This is a genomic window from Agaribacter flavus (assembly GCF_042646125.1).
Classification (GTDB): domain Bacteria; phylum Pseudomonadota; class Gammaproteobacteria; order Enterobacterales; family Alteromonadaceae; genus Glaciecola; species Glaciecola flavus.
Genome location: NZ_JBHRSW010000018.1, coordinates 182203 through 203196 on the forward strand (window position 1 = coordinate 182203; position 20994 = coordinate 203196).

At 42.7% G+C, this 20994-nt stretch carries 19 protein-coding genes; 11 read left to right on the forward strand and 8 right to left on the reverse strand.

The features are described from left to right. Positions 1-2: 2 nt before the first annotated feature. On the reverse strand, positions 3-1067 hold the full coding sequence (gene hemE / locus ACFOHL_RS11845; RefSeq protein ID WP_376920442.1) for a uroporphyrinogen decarboxylase: 1065 nt from the start codon (positions 1065-1067) through the stop codon (positions 3-5). A gap of 62 nt (positions 1068-1129) precedes the next feature. After that, positions 1130-1915 (reverse strand): NAD(+) diphosphatase, encoded by a 786-nt coding sequence (nudC, locus tag ACFOHL_RS11850; protein WP_376920443.1) that lies wholly within the window; start codon positions 1913-1915, stop codon positions 1130-1132. 163 nt (positions 1916-2078) lie between these two features. Between nudC and ACFOHL_RS11855 the strand changes: the two genes are divergently transcribed. Then, positions 2079-2528, forward strand: a complete 450-nt coding sequence (locus ACFOHL_RS11855) for a transcriptional repressor (protein WP_376920444.1) — start codon at positions 2079-2081, stop codon at positions 2526-2528. Positions 2529-2611: 83 nt separating this feature from the next. After that, a complete protein-coding gene (locus tag ACFOHL_RS11860) occupies positions 2612-3811 on the forward strand; it encodes an OmpA family protein (protein WP_376920445.1) in 1200 nt (399 codons plus the stop codon). 69 nt (positions 3812-3880) lie between these two features. Here ACFOHL_RS11860 and dnaB read toward each other — a convergent pair whose 3' ends face one another. Next, entirely contained in the window at positions 3881-5260 is a 1380-nt protein-coding gene (gene dnaB, locus ACFOHL_RS11865; protein WP_376920446.1) for a replicative DNA helicase, read from the reverse strand. 380 nt (positions 5261-5640) lie between these two features. On the opposite strand from dnaB, the gene ACFOHL_RS11870 reads away from it, so the two are divergent. Further along, positions 5641-6657, forward strand: coding sequence for a LacI family DNA-binding transcriptional regulator (locus ACFOHL_RS11870; protein ID WP_376920447.1), 1017 nt, complete (start codon positions 5641-5643; stop codon positions 6655-6657). Between the two features lie 11 nt (positions 6658-6668). Here ACFOHL_RS11870 and ACFOHL_RS11875 read toward each other — a convergent pair whose 3' ends face one another. Next, on the reverse strand, positions 6669-7199 hold the full coding sequence (locus tag ACFOHL_RS11875; protein ID WP_376920448.1) for a YehS family protein: 531 nt from the start codon (positions 7197-7199) through the stop codon (positions 6669-6671). 476 nt (positions 7200-7675) lie between these two features. Here ACFOHL_RS11875 and lepB point away from each other — a divergent pair, with 476 nt between their 5' ends. The 5 genes from lepB to ACFOHL_RS11900 all read left to right on the forward strand — a co-directional run bounded on the left by lepB (position 7676) and on the right by ACFOHL_RS11900 (position 15739). Then, complete coding sequence (gene lepB / locus ACFOHL_RS11880; RefSeq protein WP_376920449.1) at positions 7676-8338, forward strand: signal peptidase I; 663 nt, start codon at positions 7676-7678, stop codon at positions 8336-8338. A gap of 138 nt (positions 8339-8476) precedes the next feature. Further along, positions 8477-12064, forward strand: coding sequence for a beta strand repeat-containing protein (locus ACFOHL_RS11885; RefSeq protein WP_376920450.1), 3588 nt, complete (start codon positions 8477-8479; stop codon positions 12062-12064). A gap of 90 nt (positions 12065-12154) precedes the next feature. Then, a complete protein-coding gene (locus ACFOHL_RS11890; protein ID WP_376920451.1) occupies positions 12155-13159 on the forward strand; it encodes a hypothetical protein in 1005 nt (334 codons plus the stop codon). Next, positions 13122-13928 (forward strand): hypothetical protein, encoded by an 807-nt coding sequence (locus ACFOHL_RS11895; protein ID WP_376920452.1) that lies wholly within the window; start codon positions 13122-13124, stop codon positions 13926-13928. The genes ACFOHL_RS11890 and ACFOHL_RS11895 overlap by 38 nt, the downstream gene beginning before the upstream one ends. Further along, complete coding sequence (locus ACFOHL_RS11900; protein WP_376920453.1) at positions 13925-15739, forward strand: hypothetical protein; 1815 nt, start codon at positions 13925-13927, stop codon at positions 15737-15739. Before ACFOHL_RS11895 ends, ACFOHL_RS11900 begins: the two co-directional genes overlap by 4 nt. Positions 15740-15771: 32 nt before the next feature. On the opposite strand, the gene ACFOHL_RS11905 is transcribed toward ACFOHL_RS11900, so the two are convergent. Then, positions 15772-16782 carry a methyl-accepting chemotaxis protein gene (locus ACFOHL_RS11905; RefSeq protein WP_376920454.1) on the reverse strand — a complete coding sequence of 337 codons (1011 nt, stop codon included), beginning with the start codon at positions 16780-16782 and terminating at the stop codon, positions 15772-15774. A gap of 200 nt (positions 16783-16982) precedes the next feature. Then, on the reverse strand, positions 16983-17327 hold the full coding sequence (locus ACFOHL_RS11910) for a hypothetical protein (RefSeq protein ID WP_376920455.1): 345 nt from the start codon (positions 17325-17327) through the stop codon (positions 16983-16985). A 419-nt stretch (positions 17328-17746) separates the two neighbouring features. Here ACFOHL_RS11910 and ACFOHL_RS11915 point away from each other — a divergent pair, with 419 nt between their 5' ends. Together ACFOHL_RS11915 and ACFOHL_RS11920 are read left to right on the forward strand one after the other, a co-directional pair. Then, the gene (locus ACFOHL_RS11915) at positions 17747-18052 is read left to right on the forward strand and encodes a hypothetical protein (protein ID WP_020744337.1); all 306 of its coding nucleotides are present in this window, start codon (positions 17747-17749) and stop codon (positions 18050-18052) included. After that, the gene (locus ACFOHL_RS11920; protein ID WP_376920456.1) at positions 18049-19302 is read left to right on the forward strand and encodes a type II toxin-antitoxin system HipA family toxin; all 1254 of its coding nucleotides are present in this window, start codon (positions 18049-18051) and stop codon (positions 19300-19302) included. The genes ACFOHL_RS11915 and ACFOHL_RS11920 overlap by 4 nt, the downstream gene beginning before the upstream one ends. Positions 19303-19385: 83 nt before the next feature. Here the strand turns inward: ACFOHL_RS11920 and ACFOHL_RS11925 are convergent, their stop codons facing one another. Further along, the gene (locus tag ACFOHL_RS11925; protein ID WP_376920465.1) at positions 19386-19556 is read right to left on the reverse strand and encodes a hypothetical protein; all 171 of its coding nucleotides are present in this window, start codon (positions 19554-19556) and stop codon (positions 19386-19388) included. Here ACFOHL_RS11925 and ACFOHL_RS11930 point away from each other — a divergent pair. Continuing rightward, complete coding sequence (locus tag ACFOHL_RS11930) at positions 19485-20129, forward strand: AAA family ATPase (protein ID WP_376920464.1); 645 nt, start codon at positions 19485-19487, stop codon at positions 20127-20129. The two genes, ACFOHL_RS11925 and ACFOHL_RS11930, sit on opposite strands and share 72 nt — an antisense overlap. A gap of 343 nt (positions 20130-20472) precedes the next feature. Here ACFOHL_RS11930 and ACFOHL_RS11935 read toward each other — a convergent pair. Beyond that, positions 20473-20994, reverse strand: a 522-nt coding sequence (locus tag ACFOHL_RS11935; protein WP_376920457.1) for an IS66 family transposase, incomplete at its 5' end; no start/stop codon positions are given.

Sequence of the window (20994 nt, forward strand, 5' to 3'; positions counted from 1 at the left end):
TGCTATTCGTGATATTGACGACTTTGACTATGCACTGCCTCGACAAACGCGCCAGCATTTTCAGGTGGTACGTCTAGATGAATTCCGTGTCCCAAATTGAATACATGACCACTGCCTTTTCCAAATCCAGCTAGAATAGAGGCGACTTCTTCTTCAATCCTATTGGGTGAAGCATATAAAATTGAAGGATCCATGTTGCCTTGTAGCGCAACTTTGTCGCCTACACGTGCTTTAGCTTCTTGTATATCAATGGTCCAATCCAAGCCTAGGGCATCACAACCTGTCGCCGCAATTGCTTCAAGCCACATACCGCCATTTTTAGTGAACAAAGTGACAGGGATCGTTTGCCCTTGATACTCACGCGTTAAACCACTGACAATTTTTTCCATATATTGGAGCGAGAACAACTTATAATCTCTTGGAGAAAGCACGCCTCCCCAAGTATCAAACACCATTACCGCTTGAGCACCGGCTGCAATCTGTGCATTCAAATAGGAAATGACTGAGTCTGCTAGCTTATCCAAGAGAAGGTGCAAAGTGTTCGGCTCGGCAAACATCATTTTTTTAATTTTTGTGAACGCCTTACTAGAGCCTCCCTCAACCATATATGTCGCCAGTGTCCAAGGGCTACCAGAAAAACCAATCAAAGGGACATCGCCATTCAAGTTTTTGCGTATTGTCCTTACTGCGTCCATTACATAGGTCAGCGACAACTCAGGATCGGGAATGGGTAGGTTTTTAACATCGGCGTCCGACGCAATGACTTTCTCAAATTTAGGCCCTTCGCCTTTCTCAAAGTAAAGACCTAATCCCATTGCATCGGGGATGGTTAAAATATCAGAAAATAAAATAGCCGCATCTAAATCAAAACGACGAAGGGGCTGCAAGGTCACTTCGCAAGCCAGCTCAGGGTTTGTACAAAGCGCCATAAAATCCCCAGCCTGTGCACGTAGCTCGCGGTATTCTGGCAAATACCTGCCTGCTTGACGCATCATCCATACAGGCGTGACGTCAACAGGTTTTTTTAGTAATGCACGTATATAGCGGTCATTTTTCAGGCCAGTCATAAATCTCTCAACACTTTCTTTTAATTTTAGCGCGCCAGTTTACTGATAAGCGCCGACAAAAACTACTGACTTTGTCTAATTTCTTCTATCGTCGCAGAAATGAGTTTACCGGCAATAGATATACTGGGCGGGATCAAAGGTAAGTTATCTATGTCGTACCAATGGGCTTCAGCAATTTCTCTAGTATCAATGTTAATCTCACCACTGTCATAATCAGCAATAAATCCGCACATCAAGGAGTGAGGAAAAGGCCAAGGTTGGCTGCCAAAATAGCGTAAGTTTTTTATTTTGATGCCAACTTCTTCAAACACTTCTCTATGTGTGGCTTCCTCCAAGGATTCTGCACTTTCCACAAATCCAGCTAGGGTCGAAAACATACCACTTGATAAATGACGTACGCCTTTAGCTAGTAAAATTTGCTCGCCTTTTTTAATAGACACAATCGTGCAAGGAGACACTCTAGGGTAACAGCGGTGATGACAATTGTGGCAATGCGTAGCCATTTCCCAGGTCACTCTTTGCATCTGCAAACCGCATTGACCGCAATATCTGTGTGTTTTCAAAAATCGCGCGTATTGCCAAGCCTGTGCTATCGGTGCGAATAAAACTTGGGGAAGCTGATTAAGTAGATCCCGAACACCTACTAATGACCATTGTTCTTCGTCTATCTCGCTTATGTGTACATCTAAAAACTTATATTCACCGCCTTGATTGCTGGTAAAGCTCACCACTTGATCTTGAAGATCAGTAAACACTGATAAAGGCACTTTGTTTAGCGCAGTGCTCAGATTTTCTTCTGGGATACCCACCGGCACCACTAACTTCCCATCGGCAAAAACAAAATGCATGCGCGATAAAACTCCTTTTGGCGTTTAAAAATAGCTCGGTATAATCTCGCCCCAATATTGAATACTAAATTGTCTACCGCAATCAAAGCTTACTGTTGCTATAGACCAAGCCAATGATATACTTGTTAAATAATTTTACAAATATCAGGGAGCACATTAGCTTGTGCAACAAAAGCTTAGTAGCAAACAGCAAAAATTAGTAGCAAAAGCAAAAGCTTATTGTGAAAAAAACGGAAGCCGTTTTACGCCTATCCGAGAAAAAGTTTACGCGCTTCTGCTGCAAAACGAAGGCTCAATTGGTGCATATGATTTATTGGATCGCTTGCGACTCACTGAAGACAGTGCGCGTCCCCCGACTGTTTATCGCGCCCTCGATTTCTTTCTGAATCTCGGCCTTGTCCATAAAGTAGAGTCAACCAATACTTTTAAAGCCTGTCAGCACTTTGATTGCTCCCATCCTGTACAATTTTTGATCTGCGAGCAGTGTGGCGATGTACAAGAAATTCAATCAACTGGCGTAAAAGACACCTTAGAGGCACAAGCTGCTGAAAATAGCTTCAAAATAAAAAGCCAGACAATAGAGGCACACGGTGTTTGCAAAAAATGCAGCTAAAATATCGCTGTGGAACTGTTATAATTCAAATAACTCGTGGATAGAGATACAAAATTAATAATTAAAGGAAAGGAACTAGGAACATGAAGAAACTAGCTATAGCAGTTGGTCTTTCGTTAGCCTCCGCTTCAATGCTTACATCAGCCCAAGATACCCCGCCATATGAAAACTGGGTAGGCGGATTTATAAATTACTATAATGCTGATAGTGAAAAACCTGAACCCGTTGGCGGACTAGACGATGGACGTGGATTCGGTGGTGAACTGGGTTTTCGTTTTGACCCTGCTTGGGCAGTGCGCTTTGAGCTTGGTCGTCTGCTTATCGACAAAGATGATAACAACCCTTCAGCACTTGCAGATGATGGCACGCAAATTGGTGTCGATGCCATGTATTTTCTTAAAGACGATGTCGCCTACTTATTCGGTGGGCTACGTGAACAATCAATCCGAGATAGCTACCGAATGGCAAGCCTCGGCGTGGGTAAACATTGGAAAACAAATAGTAACTGGCGTGTGATTACGGAGCTTGCGACCTATTATGATTTTGGCCAAGGGTACAATGAATATAGTGCTAAATTAGGTTTAGCTTATGTATTTGGTCAATCTAGCGCGCCTTCAACACGACCTGATACTGATGGAGACGGTGTGTATGATGCGATAGACCGTTGCCCCAATTCTGCGCCGGGCACTGAGATAGACGCAACAGGCTGTAGTATTGATCTTGATGGCGATGGTGTACCAAATAATCAAGACCAATGCCCGACCACACCAGCAGGTGTCAAAGTTGACGAGAGTGGTTGCGAAATTGTATTAAAAGACAGTGATGGTGATGGCGTCTATGACGACAAAGATAGGTGCGCTAACACGCCCACTTCGGACAAAGTCGACGCTGTAGGTTGCAGTATTCTAGAGGAAGAAGAAGTTTCTGTATCACTGGATATATTGTTCCCGAACAATAGCAGCGTTATTAGTAACCCTGACTCCGATAAAATTGAAGCATTTGTCGCCTTTATGAAACGTTACCCTAATACAGAAGCTGTGATTGAAGGTCACACCTCTACAGTGGGAGAGGCTGCTTACAACCAATTCCTGTCTGAAAAACGCGCTCAATCAGTTCGTAGTTTATTGATAAATGAGTACGGTATAGACAGTAGTCGTTTGTCTGCTGTCGGGTATGGCGAATCTCGCTTGAAATTTACCGAGAACACGGCCGAAGCTCACCGCCTAAATCGTCGTATCGAAGTCGTTGTTTCGACTATGATTGAAAAAAAGGTGCAACGCTAACGTCGTCTAAGTAAGCGTTTTTTAATTCACTCAAAAGCAGAACACATTGTTCTGCTTTTTTATTGCAAGTTAATACTCATCCTCAAACGCAGGCCCTGCATAGTTATCAAAACGGGAAAACTGACCTTGGAACGTCAGGCGGCATGTACCGATAGGGCCATTCCGTTGTTTTCCGATGATTATTTCCGCAATGCCTTTGTATTCACTGTTTTCGTGATATACCTCATCACGATAGATAAACATAATTAAATCGGCATCCTGCTCTATTGAACCGGACTCACGAAGATCAGAGTTGATTGGGCGCTTATCCGCACGCTGCTCAAGGCCACGATTTAACTGCGACAGTGCAACAACCGGGACTTCAAGTTCTTTTGCCAGTGCCTTTAAGGATCGACTGATTTCGGCAATTTCCAAAGTACGATTATCAGACAAGCTAGGGACTCTCATCAATTGAAGGTAATCTACCATGATCAAAGAAATCCCACCTCGTTCCCGAGCCAACTTTCGAGCACGCGTTCTCAATTCCATAGGCGTCAAACCAGAGCTATCATCAATAAACAAGTTGTCCTTGTCGTGCAACTCCTTCATGGTTTGTTGCATACGCATCCAGTCAGCGTCATCTAATTTTGCGGTACGAATGCTAGTTTGATTTACCCTGCTTAAGGATGCCAACATCCTCATCATTATTTGCTCTGCTGGCATCTCAAGACTGAAAACTAACACGGGTTTATCCTGCATCATCATTGCATTTTCACAAAGATTCATTGCAAAGGTTGTTTTACCCATAGATGGTCTGGCTGCAACAATGATCAGATCGGATCGTTGTAAGCCACTGGTCATTTTATCTAAATCAGTGTAACCACTTGATACACCTGTTACTTCTTGATCTTGCTTCACCAGCTCGTCTAAACGGTCGACCGTTTTTTTCAGCACACTCTTAACATCGACTGGGCCTTCACTGGCACTGGTGCGTTTTTCAGCAATTTCAAAGACTTTGGACTCAGCAAAATCTAATACTTCTTTAGAGTCTCGCCCCTCTGGATTAAAACCAACATCCGCTATATCGTGAGCAACGCCAATAAGTTCGCGCACAATGGCGCGTTCTCGAATCGCATTCGCATAGGCACCAACATTGGCAGCACTGGGCGTGTTTTTTGCCAATTCAATAAGATAAGAAAAGCCACCAGCTTCATCTAGTTGGGCATGTGCTTCAAGCTCACTTTTAACAGTGACGGCATCAACCGCTTCATTTTTGTTTATCAAGCGAATAATGGCGGAGTAAACAATACGATGACTGTGGTTATAAAAATCGTCTTCCACGATCAAATCAGCCACTTTGTCCCATGCATCGGCAGAAATCATCAACGCACCCAGCACAGATTGCTCCGCTTCTATACTGTGTGGAGGGACATGTAGGCTCTCAATTTTGTCGGTATTGGGTTGATTCACGAGACTAAATTTTTATACAAATTAGCTGATTATTATGCGATAAATTTAAGCTAAAGTCTCTCGGTTTTCTAATTTGAAACAAATTACAGTTGACGGTATTTACTCTATTAAAGATGTGCCAAACATGCTCGCCTTTGCGGCCTACTTCCATTTTGTCCAAAGAATTACCGTCTAATGAGATTGAAATTTACGTAAGCCCAGCTAAAAATTTATTTTTTTGATGTAAACGGTTTCAGTATAATATAGCCTTCTCAAGGATGAAAACTGAATTCATATGCGTTATCATCCAAAAAAATTTTTGTATACACACATGTGTTGAATACAGCTTGAAATCGTTTACACCGTAAAACCAACACTTATTGGAAAATTTGGAGGAATTGTTGGCCAAAACCAGTATCAAAGAAGTCGCTAAACAAGCTGGCGTCTCAGCTGCTACGGTATCCAGAGCGCTATCATCGCCGGAACTGGTTAGTGACAAAACGCTCACCCGTGTATTAGCAGCAGTGAGTGATACGGGTTATAAACCCAATCGTTTTGGCGCCAGCTTGAGAACCCAAAAAAGTGGCAATGTTGTTGTTGTGATGCCAGATATAACCAATCAGGTCAATGCAGGGATCATTAGAGCCATAGAAAACGAAGCAATGCAAGCTGGGTATTCGGTGCTTTTGGGTGACACTCAAAACATTCAAGCTCGCGAATCACATTACGGTGATATGGTCAGTTCTGGTCAAGCCGATGGCATTCTAGTATTTACACCTCGCATCCCGTTCCCGACGGATGAAGACCAACAGCCTATCAACGACTTGCCACCTTTAGTTAATTCTTGTGAAGAGATTCCAAACGACACGATCCACAAAGTGATGATCGACAATAGAGCTGGCGCAATAGCCGCCGTAGAACATTTACTCTCTCTGGGTCATACTCGCATTGCAGCGGTCAAAGGACCAGCACTTACTCCAAGTACTGAAAGTCGACTACTTGGCTATAAGGAAGCATTGACTCAAGCAGGTATCAAAGTCGACGAAAAGTACATCATAACCGGTGACTACGGGACTGACTCTGGCGTTATTGCAATGGAAAAACTCCTTCGCTTAAGAGACCGACCCACGGCCGTTTTCTGTTTCAGTGACGATATGGCTATTGGTGCCATGAATACACTGCGTGAATATGATTTTAGAATACCAGAAGACATATCTGTCATGGGTTTTGATGATATTCGTTATGCAAAGTTGATGTCACCAACCTTAACAACGATCAAACAGCCGCTCACTGAGATAGGTAAAGAGAGTATGAAAATGCTTCTTGCCCAAATGAAAGGCGAAAGCGTGGCAAACAAGCGCATTACCCTACCCTTTGAACTGGTAGTGAGACAAAGCACTGGTCCCGTGCCTTCGTAAGGACTATGGCACTACTTTTTGGATTGCCAAATGTGTTGATTAATTGCTGTTTGGGTATTTTTATCGCTTTTGGTTTCGGGTCTGTATTTTTTAACCATGCCTTGCAATAAATTTCGTACAATTTGGTCGCCTGCCAGCTTAAAATTACGATGCTCAGATTGTCTAAAGAGAGCGGATAACTCTGTTTTGCTTATTCGAAAATTTGCATAGCGCAATACATCTATCATGTCTTCATCGCGATAACTCATTGCAATCCGCAATTTACGCAGGATCTCGTTATTGCTTAGCTTTTCACCTGGCTTGAGCGCTTGTGGTTCAGCCCCCTCACGTTTACCCCGCTTTTTAATGATCAAACCATCTAAAAACAACGCCAGTGTTTTATCACGACAAGGAAGAAAGCCCTTCTCTTCCTCTTTTTTCATAATCGCATGTAAATACCCGCCGTCCATTTCATGACCCGCCAACTTAAATACCTCTATCGTGCTCGCATCATTCATGCGAAGGGCAAAACGCACACGTCGTAAAACATCATTGTTGATCATGAAATTACCTAAAAGTTAAGCCGGCTCAGCATTGGCTGATCATACCGGAATGCCGAAACCTACGCTATGATTCAAATAACAAATTGTTACACTCATTAGATTCCACTTACAGAATATCCCTCGGTTTCATTTGTTTATGGGCGCTATAGTAACCTGAACTCGGGATAAGCAACTCCGTCCAGCAGCGCCCTAAATCCCGATCTCTGCGTTGCTTATCCAGAGTTCAGGTTATAGTAGTAAACATTGTTGATAAGGCGAAGTTGTCACGGTGGGATTATACTGGGGAGTTTCCCTCTATTTTTGTCGCAAAATTTATTTTTCATGGAAGAAAAATCAAAGCGTATATGGACATACTCGTAGCGTTTTTGCGACAAAAATAGAGAGAAACTCCCCAGTATAATCCCGCCGCGGCGAGGTTGTAGCTTGCAGTATCAAGCTTTTTAACAAGATGCAGTCCAATTTAAAAAGGTGCAAAAATGAGACTAGCTAAAAAAATGAATCGAAACGCAAAATCGCTACTCAAAGAAAATTGGGGATTTATACTTTTTGTGATGCTCTTACTGATCTCAAGAAGCAGCATAGCCGATTGGTATCAAGTGCCGACGGGATCGATGTTGCCAACTATTCAAGAGGGCGATCGCATACTTGTTGATAAAATGGCGTACCGATTGGATATTCCATTTACCGACATTCCCATTGCTAAAACTAGCTCACCCGAGAGAGGTGACATTGTCGTCTTTATGTCTGAAAAGGCTGGAATAAGACTGGTAAAAAGAGTGCTAGGCATTCCCGGCGACAACATTGCCATGGTAAAAAATCAAGTTGTTCTAAACGGTGAAGTTCTGCAATACACCGAAACAAACCGTGCAAACACCTTCATTGAACAACTAAGTGGTGCCGAACACCCTGTGCAATTCGAAAATGTGCCCCAACCACGAGACACTTTCCAAAATTTGATTGTACCAGAGGGGCACTATTTTGTGATGGGTGACAACAGAAATAACAGTGTAGATTCTCGCTACTATGGTCTGGTTTCAATCACCGAACTTAAAGGAAAAGCGACAAAAGTGCTTTATTCCCTAGATAGTGACAATTATTTCCTGCCCAGAGCAGAACGCTTTTTTAGCGCTTTACCGTAAATAGCTCAATAAATCGCGCAGCACACTTGATTTTTTAACCCCATACTTTTGTATAGGGGGGGCTATACCAATTGCCGTCTAGCGAAGTTCACTCCGCACGTTAAGCTTTATTGCCTTTGTTGTGTAGAGAGAGCTAGCTTGATGTATGTAAAGAAACGGAATGTTGAACCCCTCAACATAGAGGATTTGGGTGGTAAGCGGCGCGTTATTGGTAACAGAGCAAAATTAGCATGGCTCCTCTCAATACCATTGCTCACTACCGCATTAATAAGTCCTACTCAATCATATGCTCAGTTATTTGAGTTGGCTTGCCCTATCACCAGTGATACCAAGTTGCGTTCTGATTATGTGACAGTAAGGCAGTGTAATGTTCGAGCACAGCTCGATATTCAGCAAGGTGCCTCCTTATTAAATAGCGTTAATATTAAAATCATCAATAATGCAGACTTAGTAAACAATGGACAACTCACCAACCTCGGGCAAATCCTCAACCAACGTGATATTTTCAATCTACAAACAGGCGTGTTTACTAACCAAGGTTCGGTAGTGAACAAGCGTAGGTTTGACAATAGTGGGGTGGTTGATAATTATGGGGCGATTTTGAATGATATAGGTATCATCACTAATCAGTCAGATGGTGTAATTAACAATTATCTGTTGTTCACACTACAAAATAGTATGCAGAACCATGGCAGTATTTCTAATCACGGTGTACTTGTAAACGAGGATCATATAGGCAATAGCGGCGAGATAATCAACGAGGGACAGGGGCAGTTTATTACCGCCCAAAGCTTTGTCAATGCAATGAGCGTCGTTAATCGTGGTATTTTTACCAATACGCGCTTGGCGAGCAACAGCGGTGACATTACCAACGATGAAAATGGGGTTTTAAACAATGCATTTGAGCTCGACAACAGCGGTACGTTTAGCAATAACGGTACACTGTTGAACACGGGGGAATTTAACAATAATGGTGTTCTGCACAACAACTCATTTTTACAAAATACCCAAACGCTGCTAAATGTAGGAGAACTAAATAACACAGGGGTATACCAAAACCAAGGCAGCACAGTTAACTTTGCTGAGTTTCACAATCTGGAAGAAGGCACTCTCGAAAACCTGAACACCTTCGAAAACGTGGGTACGGTAAACAACGCCGGCACACTGAATAACGCCCTGCTATTTTCCAATGCAAATCAGTTTATAAACACCGGCACGACAAACAACAATCATATCTTTAACAACACAAGTGAGATACAAAACCTAGGAAGCTTGAATAACTATGCGCAGCTACAAAATAACGACAATGGAATGATAAACAATCAAAGTAGTATCAATAACTTTGGCGTAATGAGTAACATCGGTGAAATCGAGAACCACGGCGAGTTGAGAAATCACGGGCAATTAATTAACACAGGTGCTATCACCAACCATGCACGACTTGAGAATTCTCGAGATGCTTTTTTGAACAACCGACATGTTTTAATAAACAATGACACCCTGATAAATACGGGTCACACAGACAATACGGGGCTTATCTTCAACAAAGAAAATGCATTTCTAATCAACAATACTGATGGCGTTTTCAATAACTTCGCTACTCTTGATAACCGAGGTAGGATAGACAACGATGGTACATTTAATAACTACCAGCGTATAATCAGCACACAATCGTTTATCAACGACAATATACTCATTAATCACGTTGGTGCCAGTATGGTGACAGAAGGCCAACTTCAAAATTTTGGCGAGTTTACCAACTTAGGTGAGGTCACCAGTGAGTTCAGTGTGTACAACGATACAAGGGCAACATTGGCAAATGCGGGTCGCCTCAGCAGTGTATTCATGCGAAATTTAGGGAGTTTTAATAACTCAGGTCAATTTTTCAATGAGACCAACTTAACTAACGAAGGTCGTCTCGTTAACGCTGGTCAGTTTATTAGCCAAGGACAAGTCAACAACGAAGGCACGATAGAAAATTTTGGCTCAATCATCCAATCCAGCGGTAGACGTTTAATGATAAACGGAACACTTATCAATCACAGTGACGTGTTGCTTACTGGGAATGCCACAACCCTTATTGTTAGCCGTGGCGGGAACATCGTCAATAACGGTGATCTTGATACTGACAGTGGCGTTGATCTTGAATTGGGCGGTATTTTCGACAATCGCGGTACAGTGAGGTTTAACACCTTTGCGGATGTTCAGATCACAGGTGAATTTAACAATGATGGCTACTTGTCTACCGAAGGCGACACGAGAGTGTATGGAAACCTCAATAATAATAGCATGGTATCGAGTCACTTGAACCTGATTGTCGAAGCAGACGGCGTAGTCAACAATGAAGGAACTTGGTCAAGTAAAGATCGCACCCTAGTGTTTGGTGAATTTACTAACAATGGTGAATTAAATAATCAAACAGGTGCTGAGTTTATTCTTTCTAGTAGTCAGAAAAACGCGGTGATCCACAACAATGGTAGGGTCTTGAATGAAGGAGAAATCAGCGTAGGCAACACCTTCAACAATAATGCACAAGTCGACAATATCGGTCTAATGAATGTTTCAGGCGTATTCAAGAATTCTGCTGATGGTACTTTAGTTAATCAGGGTAGCCTGTTACTAAATGGCACCTTGAGCAACGCAGGAAATTTGATTAATGCCAATCTGCTTATCAATACCCACATATTGAACAACAAAGCTGTATTGAGCAATCTCACATTAATGACGAATACGGGTACTTTTGAAAACAGTGGCGATTTTACCAATCTTGGCATATTCGCCAACGCCGGAGAACTGATCAATTACGGCAGTATTGTGAACACACAAGTCATTGAAAACCAAGCTACTTTCAACAACCATGGCGTATTCACAAACCTGAACACCTACACCAATCTCGATTCACTGAACAACTATGGCGACATATACAATGAAGTGAGCTTTATCAATCGGGGAATGCTCTCCAATCACGGTAACATAGCGGTATCTGCTTCCAACTTACGTAACAGAATAACACCAAGCTTGTTTAATCAAGGTACATTGGACAACGACGGTCGAATAGAGGTAGGCGGTACTTCTGGTAGCGGTACCTTAGTAAACAGTGGACAAATAAACAACTCAGGAACCTTTATTGTGCTCACCAACGGCGAATTGCTGGGCAATGCTGGCACATTCAAACAGATCCGTGGTGTGTTTCAAGTGGACGGTAATGTGATACAAGATTCGGTATTAATTGAGGGAGGGGGTTTAGTCGGGCACGGAAAAACTCAAGCCACCGAGACAATTATTGGGACAGACGCATATATCTCGCCGGGAGATGAAAATGGCGAGGGCAAATTAAAAATCAATGGCGCGCTGCATTTGTTTGGAAGCTTAAACATAAATATTTGGGAAGGCGGCTTGTTCGACATACTCAACACGGATGTTTTGTTCTTTAAAGACACCAGTACCATCAACTTTATGTTCTCAGACACTTTTAAACCAGTGGATGATTTTAGTTTTGACTTCCTGTATGCAAATTATTGGGAGAATTACCATTTATTTAACTTTTCCAATATTTCTGTCACGGGTTTAGCGGATGGCTATAGCCTTCACTTTTTATTCTCAAATGGAATCGGGCGTGCATTTATATCAGAATTACAATCGGTCCCTGTACCGCAGCCAATTTCGCTTTTGCTGTGTGCGTGCCTATTCTTGTCGTGGCGAAACAAGCGAAGTAGCAAGGAATAGACTGACACCCTATTTGTTGCATAGCCTGGCATTACTGTTTATTCTTTAAACATTTCACGGTCTAGCAAATGCAATCATTGAAGGAATAGGATGCTAATTAAGGCTTTGCTGCTGGCGATTTGGGTGGTTCTGCTTGATTTGTGGATCGCTAAGCACTTTCACAGCTCTTTGGGTATGAACGAGCTATTATTGCTCGTCGGGGTACCCTTAAGTAGCGCACTATTTGCAGGCGTTGTGGATTTTTTTGTCGATGATGCAGAAATTAACACCCTAAAAAATTACCTCAAAGGCTTTGTAAAAAGACAACTCAATTATCGCGTATTAGCCTTTTTATATCTTGTATTCGCGCTTTTCAGCTTGAGCTTTACTACCGTAAGTATTGCTCCTCTTTCCAACGATCAAGCTCGAACGGTTACCCTGCATCATTTAAAACGAGACATGGCTTTGCATACCTATACAGGAAAGTTGGATAAAGTATTGGACATGCATCTGTTTGTGAACCCTTTCGTGACAGAATACAAGCTTTCTGTCTCTGGGTATCTACCCAAAATTGTCCGTGTACGTCCTTTTCTTGGCAGCTTGGTTGTGCCAGATAGAGACTTAGTTGAACTTCCAACGTTGCTTTTCAGGCCGTTGATGAAAAGCTCACGCCAGCTTGTCAATGGCGGATGGGTAGAAATATATAGATTGGATCAAGACGCAAAATTTAAGAAGTTGTCAGAAGCACAAGGCACGCACGCTTGGTTTTTAGGACCAAGACGCGAACAAAGTGCAACTCTTCGCAATACATGGCGTATAGAAAATGTAGCACTGGGTTTATCAGATAAAGTTTCGGCGATTTTAATGCTGCGGTGGCGTAACCCCAATTCTTTGCCTATCGATATCGATATTGGACCAGGCCAAATAATTTGTGCCCTGATCACCAATAAAGAGAGAAAGCGGTACTTTGCAGGAGCGATAACCAAGGTAAGCCAACAAAGCTATCAAGACTTACCCTTAGAGCATTTTGAAAACGAGGATACAAGACATGAAACGGGCATTCATAGCGAGTCTGCTAATGATGTTTGTACTACTCTTTACCAAGGCAAAAGCTGATACGAAAACCCAGATCGCTGTCAATGTTGAAATTGGCGCATCTTACACTAGCGTATTAGGAGAAGTAGCCAGTATGGAGGCAAAAACACTTGCTGAATCTGAGTTAGTCATCGTGCTTAAAGATTTAATCAGATACTTTGATTTCGTTACATCAAAAGAAAACACGTCATACACCTTAGAGTTCAAAATTGATACGCCCTCTTCAAGTAACCAAGGAGGGATACATAGTCTGCATGATTACTACGTCTTCTTGCGATTAAAACACGCTCAAAATCAACGAGGTCAAACTATCCATTGGCTATTTAGAGATGCGGCAGCGAGCTTACACAATGCGGATTCACCCCAAACCATCACGGCGTCTCTAAGCACGCATGTCGAGCAAGTGCAGCATAAGCGGATCGTGCAAGAACTACTTAAACATGTCAGTTTTACCGATCAAGCACGTTTTAATGGCAGCAAAGGGTGGATTATTTCACATTCGGCAAAAGCTTTATGTATGAACAAAAAAAGTCTAGTAGAGATACACAGTATTGTACCCGGTCAAGGTTTTGAAGACGAGTTTTACGCCGAAGTCAAACGTCACAGAGATGATCACATAACCACTTTTATTCTAGCTAAAGATGATGTGAGCAGTTTATCAACACAACCTGACCAAGCAAAAGTGTTAGGCGTTCATGTGCTCAAATATGAAAGGCAATGTGAACACCAAAATACCCTTAGTGAAACCTCTCCTAGCAATGTGTCATTTGAGCTTGGAGGTGTTGAATGAAACATATTTTCAAACTGCTCATGTTAGGGGTGAGCCTGCTAACATCTGAGGTCTATGCTAGCGCTTTGTACGACAGTGTTAAGCAACAAAATTGGTCTGAAGCATATGAGTATGTTGATCAGGAAAAAGCAAAATGTGAACAAAATCAAGACAATCACTGCGACTTAAAAGCGAGGTTTTCTTATGCTTGGGTGCAAACTAAAGAAGCAGAAACCAGCGACCTCGCGCATTCACGCAAGCTATTGCATAGTGCAAGAGATAGCTACGAACACATTCTCAAACAGCATCCCAATCACAGCGCGAGCCTGAGCAATCTTGTGTTGGTTTTACAAACACTCAAGGACGTGGAGGGCATGATAAGCCTACTCCCTAAAATAAAAAATCCAATAAAATCCGCCGAATTAGCCGAAATGATCGCACTCGCTAGCCACGCAGAAGGAGACATAAGTCGCGCCTTTGAATATCGGGTGTACGCATTTCAAAAAGACAAAAGTGAAGCCGCACTCACCGGCCTGACTGAACTCTTTTCAGAAAAAGACATTGACGATGGCTTATTGGAAACATGGGCAAAAAAATTATTAGCACTAGCAAAAAATGAAACAGACAATCAGCTAGCAGCATCGCTATATGCGGCTGTTGCTAACCGCGAAAAACGCCTAAATAGGAAAACATGGGATCAAGCAGCGCTGGGTTGGACGATACTCATAAGTGAGGCTCGTCAACTCGATAAATCTATTGTTGAAGCTAATTTTTCACTCGAAAAGAGTGCCGTGTTCAGAGAGTTGCAAACTAGGTTAACGAAGCCAAGTCTTGGCGTCAGAAACATTGACCTGCGATTAAACAGCCAGATCATGTCGGCGGGACAAGCGTACGCAGGATGGTGGACACGTAATCACGAAAGAGCTCACGCATTAGCAATGGCAGGATGGAGCCTAGGCCATAACTACTTGATTAATGGCGACCCTCAATCCGCGAACGCCGTGTGGCTGGGTGCGCTCTATTACTCCCCCCCGACTGCAGCATATCGTCGCGAGCTTAAGGGAAAGCAAGCCATAAGCCTTGATCTCCTGACAGAGTTGGCAAGACTCCAGCACTTGTATAAAAGCCAACTTGATCCAAATGGGCGCAATTTCAAATCAATAGAAAATTTGTTATTTAACAGCAAATCTAAGGCTTACAAAGTTAATGATTTAGAGGCAATACAGCGTCATCATACCGTATTAGGTAAGTTATATGCCGACTTAGGTGTTTTCAAAAATGACTACCGCGGTGCTGAGTTTCAGCTGACGCATGCAATTAAAACCTCACAAAGTATTGCAAAGCAAAAAGACTCAATAGCCCCCCAACCTGCTTTGTCTAAGTTGTTGGCGGATGGATACAACTGCGCGCTTCCCAAACAAACCGAGCTTTGCAACAAAAATAACAAAAAAGCGAAATACTGGTATACACAAGCGACTATTGATTCTTTGGATGTAGATGCTTTGCACATGGCACAAAAGAGCATTAACGCGCTCGAGCAATTACCTGAGGGGCAAAACCAAGTCACGCTTCAGTTGAAAAATATTGTACGTACCAGAAGTACATTGGGCAAAGCGACGCCAATCGACGCCGATTGGCTAAAAAACCCGGCAATAGACTTATCTCAAGATTTTATCAAACGACAACGTTTTAAAGCATTTAGCCAAGCAGGTTTGCAAGGTGACAAAAAAAGCACTGAGCAAGCGCTCAAGTTGTCTAACGAACTAAACATTTTTAACAACGTCCTAGACCTCAACACCTTGAAAAAACTTGAAGAAATTGAGGAGCAGTAGTGACCTACTCAACGACAATTGCAAATTACAAATTACACAGCAGACAACTTAAACTGCCGCATAGAATCACTCAATTCTTTGCTTTGTATCAGTAACTGCTCATTGCTCTGTTGCATGAGCCCAGTATTTTCAGTCGCTTGAGTCGATAAATCAGAAATTGTTTTAATGCGTTGATCTACGGCCTCACTTGCCTGAGCCTGCAACATTGTGCTATTCGCCATATCTGTATTCATTGTTGCAATTTCACCCATTAATGCGCGAATTTGTGCTATTTCAGCATTCACTGACTCGGCATTACTGACACTACTATCAATCATTTGAGCGTTCCCCTGAATGGCAGAAACAACTGACTCCGTGCCTTTTTGAAGCTTTTCAATGGTGCTTTGTATCTCTGTTGTAGACTCAGTAGTGCGTTCAGCAAGTGCCCTTACCTCATCAGCCACGACAGCAAAACCTCGACCTTGTTCGCCTGCTCTAGCGGCTTCTATTGCTGCATTCAATGCAAGTAGATTTGTTTGTTCAGCAATGCCGCGAATCACTTCTAGAATACTGCCGATGTTTTCCGTGTCCCTCAACAATTGCGTGACCAATTTGGTTGTGGTTTCTGCCGAACTTGACAGACCATTTATATCCTCAGCCATGGTTTTGATTAGCTTGTCCCCGCGATCGGCGATGACATTCGCATCATTTACCCTATCTTTAGTACTCTCTGCGTTGTTTGCCACTTCTTTTATTGCGTGATTCATCTCTGAAATAGCTTGTGCTACTTGCTCAACTTCGTTTGACTGCGTATTGATGTTTAAAGAAATCGCTTTTGTCTGCTCACGGAATGCATCGTTTGAATGTTCGATACACTTTGTCGCATCGAGCGCCTGAATCACAGAGCGCTCAATTTTTTTCATCATGCCGTTAAAGCGTTTAGATATGATCCCTACTTCGCAATTTCCATCAATTTTTACTCGCCCACTAAGGTCAGAATTGTGTTCGATTTTTTCGATAGTTTTACGCAAATTGCTCAAGGGCTTTACAATACTTTTGAACACTTGCCAAGCAACCACAACAGAAACCACTAGAGTAATTGATACAAGTACAAACACCTTAGTATTGGTTGCGGCAATCGATTGCTTAGAGCTGTCGTAAAAGCCGTTGCCCTTATTTTCTGCATAAGAAACAAATTCGTTGAATTTTTTGCTAACTGTTTTCCTTCTTCACCCAATATTCGATCACTTACCATTTGCAAGTGCTATCGAATAAGCGCTTGAGTGTTATTTAAATCGCGTACAGCTCGTGAGCGGCTTGCCGCTGAGCTGGTTGTGTTGACAGCTTCTCTGACAAACAGGCCTGCTTTAAGCACATTGGCGTAGGCCAACGCAGACGCACGAGTCACAGTTAACGGATGTCTATGCATCTTGTCAACAATATCACCCAATTTGGCAACGGAAAAAAACTGAATAGACGACATCACCAAGGTCATTAGTATAATAACCGCGAAAGCTGCGATTAAGCGTTGTTTTATAGTTATATTTCGGACTAAATCTAACATGACTTCCCCATCAAAAACTGCCTGTTTTAAGAAAAATTCGAGCATACTTACGCCTCTATTTTTCGTTTATCGGCGGAAAATTTTTTTTATAAAACACAGCTTGTTAGAACTGGTGTTGATGAGTGAATATACAAACAGGACTTGAGTGGTGCATACCAACACTACGGAAAGATGAATACTGAGGAACAGATAAGGTCTAGCCTGCCCCGCATATCTATTCGTACAATTTGTGCAAGGCATATTCAGGACCGGCATCAACGATTTTCAGTAACACACGAGCAGGGCTAGTCGGAAGAATAATTCGGCAAAAGTTATGACCGTAAAAAGATACGCTACCAAAACAGGATAATCATCCCTACAAAAACATAAACTTCAAAATCCAAACTTGAATAATTTTATTTTGAAGGGATAATTATCCATATTAAGACGTAATTTATGGGAAAATAATCCCTAGCGAGTTGAGTATGGCAAGTGTAGCTGGTCACAAAAAACTATTCCCCAAACAAAAGAAGATCCTCACCACTTTTGGTGAAGACCTATTTCTGGCTATGAAACGCCGAGAGTTCACCAAGTCATTGGTAGCAGAACGTACAGGATTAGATCCCAAGACCATCACTAAAGTATTCAACGGCGACCCCGGTGTTGCTATTGGTGCTTACTTAAAAGTGATGGCGGTATTCGGCATGGAAAGTAACTTTGCTGATATGGCTGGGCACGATGAGTTGGGAAGTAAACTTCAAGACATGAAGTTATTGGAGAAAAAGCGATGAGTCGAGTAACTGCTGAAGTTTATGCTTCTTGGTTTCCAATAAAAGAGCCTATTTTAGCTGGCCACCTTTTATTTCAGGAAACATCACGAGGTGGCGTTTTTAGCTTTGAATACGATAGTGATTTCTTAAAATCTCCGTTTCGCATGCAGCTCGACCCGTCACTAGCATTAAATTCGGGAGAGCATTATAACGATAGAAGTGATAAGAACTTCCGCGTATTTCTAGATTCTTGCCCAGACCGTTGGGGCGAGCTACTAATGAAACGACGTGCAGCTCTCGATTTTAAAAATGGCCACAGGGAGACCGCTAGAATGACAGCCATGGATTATTTACTAGGCGTTCATGACTCGTACCGGATGGGAGGTTTACGATTCAAAACAGAGTCAGAAGGCAATTTCTTAGATGACAATGCTGAGTATGCTGCACCACCAATGGCGTCACTTAAACAACTAGAGTATGCAGTAATGATGATCGAAAACGATGAAAACATTGACAGTGACGAGTATTACCGTTGGTTAAGCATGCTCATTGCGCCAGGCTCTTCATTAGGTGGCGCTCGCCCTAAAGCATGTGTGCACGACAACAATAATGATTTGTGGATAGCCAAGTTTCCCAATAGTAACGACACTACAGATGTCAGCGCTTGGGAAATGGTCTGCCATAAGCTAGCCCGTGATGCTGGCATTGACATGTATCCATGTGATATTCAAAGGTTTAACTCTAATCATCATACGTTTATCACTAAACGATTTGATCGAGATAAAGGTCAGCGAATACATTTTTCATCAGCCATGACTCAACTTCAATACTACGATGGCAGAGGCGAAACAGAAGATGCGAGCTACTTAGAGCTAGCAGAATTTTTAACAGTACATGGCTCGCAAACTCAAAGAGATTTAGCGCAGTTGTGGCGCCGTATTGTTTTCAATATTGCGGTATCTAATACCGATGACCATTTACGTAATCACGGTTTCTTGCTAACAAAAAAAGGATGGGCATTGTCACCTGCCTATGATTTAAACCCGTCTATTGATAAGGCCGGCTTGCACCTAAATATAGATGACATGTCAAATGAGCTAGATTATGGTTTGGCGTTTAGTGTCGCTGATTACTTTGACTTAAAAGAATCTGAAGCTAAGAAAATCTATGACGAAGTGATGCTCTCAGTGAAAAACTGGGAAGCTGTTGCATCTGGTATCGGAATTAATAGGCAAGAACAACTTGGAATGCAAGAAGCATTTAGGGTTTAGATTACTAAAGCGTTGACAACATAAAAAGCGTTTTCGAAACACTTCAGTTTTTCCATCGAGACTTGTTTGTACACATTACCATGTTACCCCAACAATAGCAGATTGTCGACATCATCCAAATCCACGCACAACAAGGCGGTTTCTCCGTGATATTGGGTGAGCCTGGCGTCGGCAAAACCTGCCTGCGTGAGCACTTGCAACAACTCGGCAATACCCGAGAAACCTGCGTCGTCAATTGCTCGCGTACGATGCACACCTATCGACAAATTCTCTATCAACTCGCCGACACCTTTACCATTGATACTCAAGACAAAACCATCGAAAACGACCTCATCAAAACCGCCTTCGATAACGTAAAAGCAAGAAAAGCGCTCTACATTCTCATTGACGAAGCGCATTTGCTGGACATTCAAACCTTGAGAAAATTAAGACTGTTGTTTGACCGTTTCCCCAAAAACCACAATCTCGTCCTCTTCGGGCAACCTGAGTTATTGCGCACCCTATCCATGCTCAACAACCAAGACATCAAGTCTCGAATTACCTATTCCGCCACCCTCAAACGTCTCAACGACGACGACCTCACCGACTTCATCCATCAAATGGCCACCACCACCTTCGATGAGGGCGCATTAACTCTCATTCTTCGGCACAGTGAAGGCAATCTTCGACTCTGTCGAAACTTATGCATGGGCAGCTTAATTGAAGCAGCGCGAGAAACGCAAAAAGCAGTGACCATCACCCACGTCAATGACGTCCTCGTCCAGCCTCATTGGCGCAGTCACGAACAGCTCATCAAACAACAAGCGCATAAGGAGACACCACCTTAAACAACGACGTGCTCTTAGCCGCTCTCACCCAATCATTGAAAATACCTTGTTTAACTGCTCGCTAGCGCGAGCAGTTAAACACAAATATCAAGCTATTCACAGCGCCTTGTTCGCTTTTTTTACATTCAAAACATCAACTTATGACGCCAATTTGGTAAAAAGTACGACCGTAATTTGGCAAACTTAAAAAACGTTATGATAAGAGCGTGGTAAACTCGCTTAAATATCATACGATCGTTCGACGAATAATTCGGCAAAAGTTATGACCGCAAAAAGGTACGCTACAACAGGTGGTTGGCATCTATCGCCAGCGTATGCAGATAGAAGGTGTCAGTCAAAACAACTACACCTGATCTAGCTTGACCTTCCAGGGCAGTAAGTCTTCGGTATTTTCGTTCCCCGCTATCATTTGCTGCATCACATGCAGTAAGTAATCGTAGGGCTTCAGGCCGTTTGCTTTTGCGGTTTCGATGATCGAGTACAGGACAGCACNCGCATAGTGGATGGCTTTGCCTAATGCACTTTCGGGCAAGACCGTTTGAGCCGATTTATCTAACCACGCTTTGAATTGGTCTAGCAGTGGTACTGCTTTTTCTTGTCGAATTTGATAACGCTCGCCAACGGTCAATGACTTGATGTGGGTTTCAATGCGATAGAGTTTTTGAATGTGATTTAACGCCCAGTCGGCTTTGCCTATTTTGGCGCTTTTTCCTTGTGCAGCCTTAGCTTCGGTAAACTTACGACGAATGTGCGCCAAGCAAGCGACCAACTTGGCCTGTGTTTTCTCATAGCCTTGGTAGCCGTCAACGCTTAAATAGCCTTGATAGCCTTGCAGGAAATTAGCCGCATGTTGACCGGCTCGGCT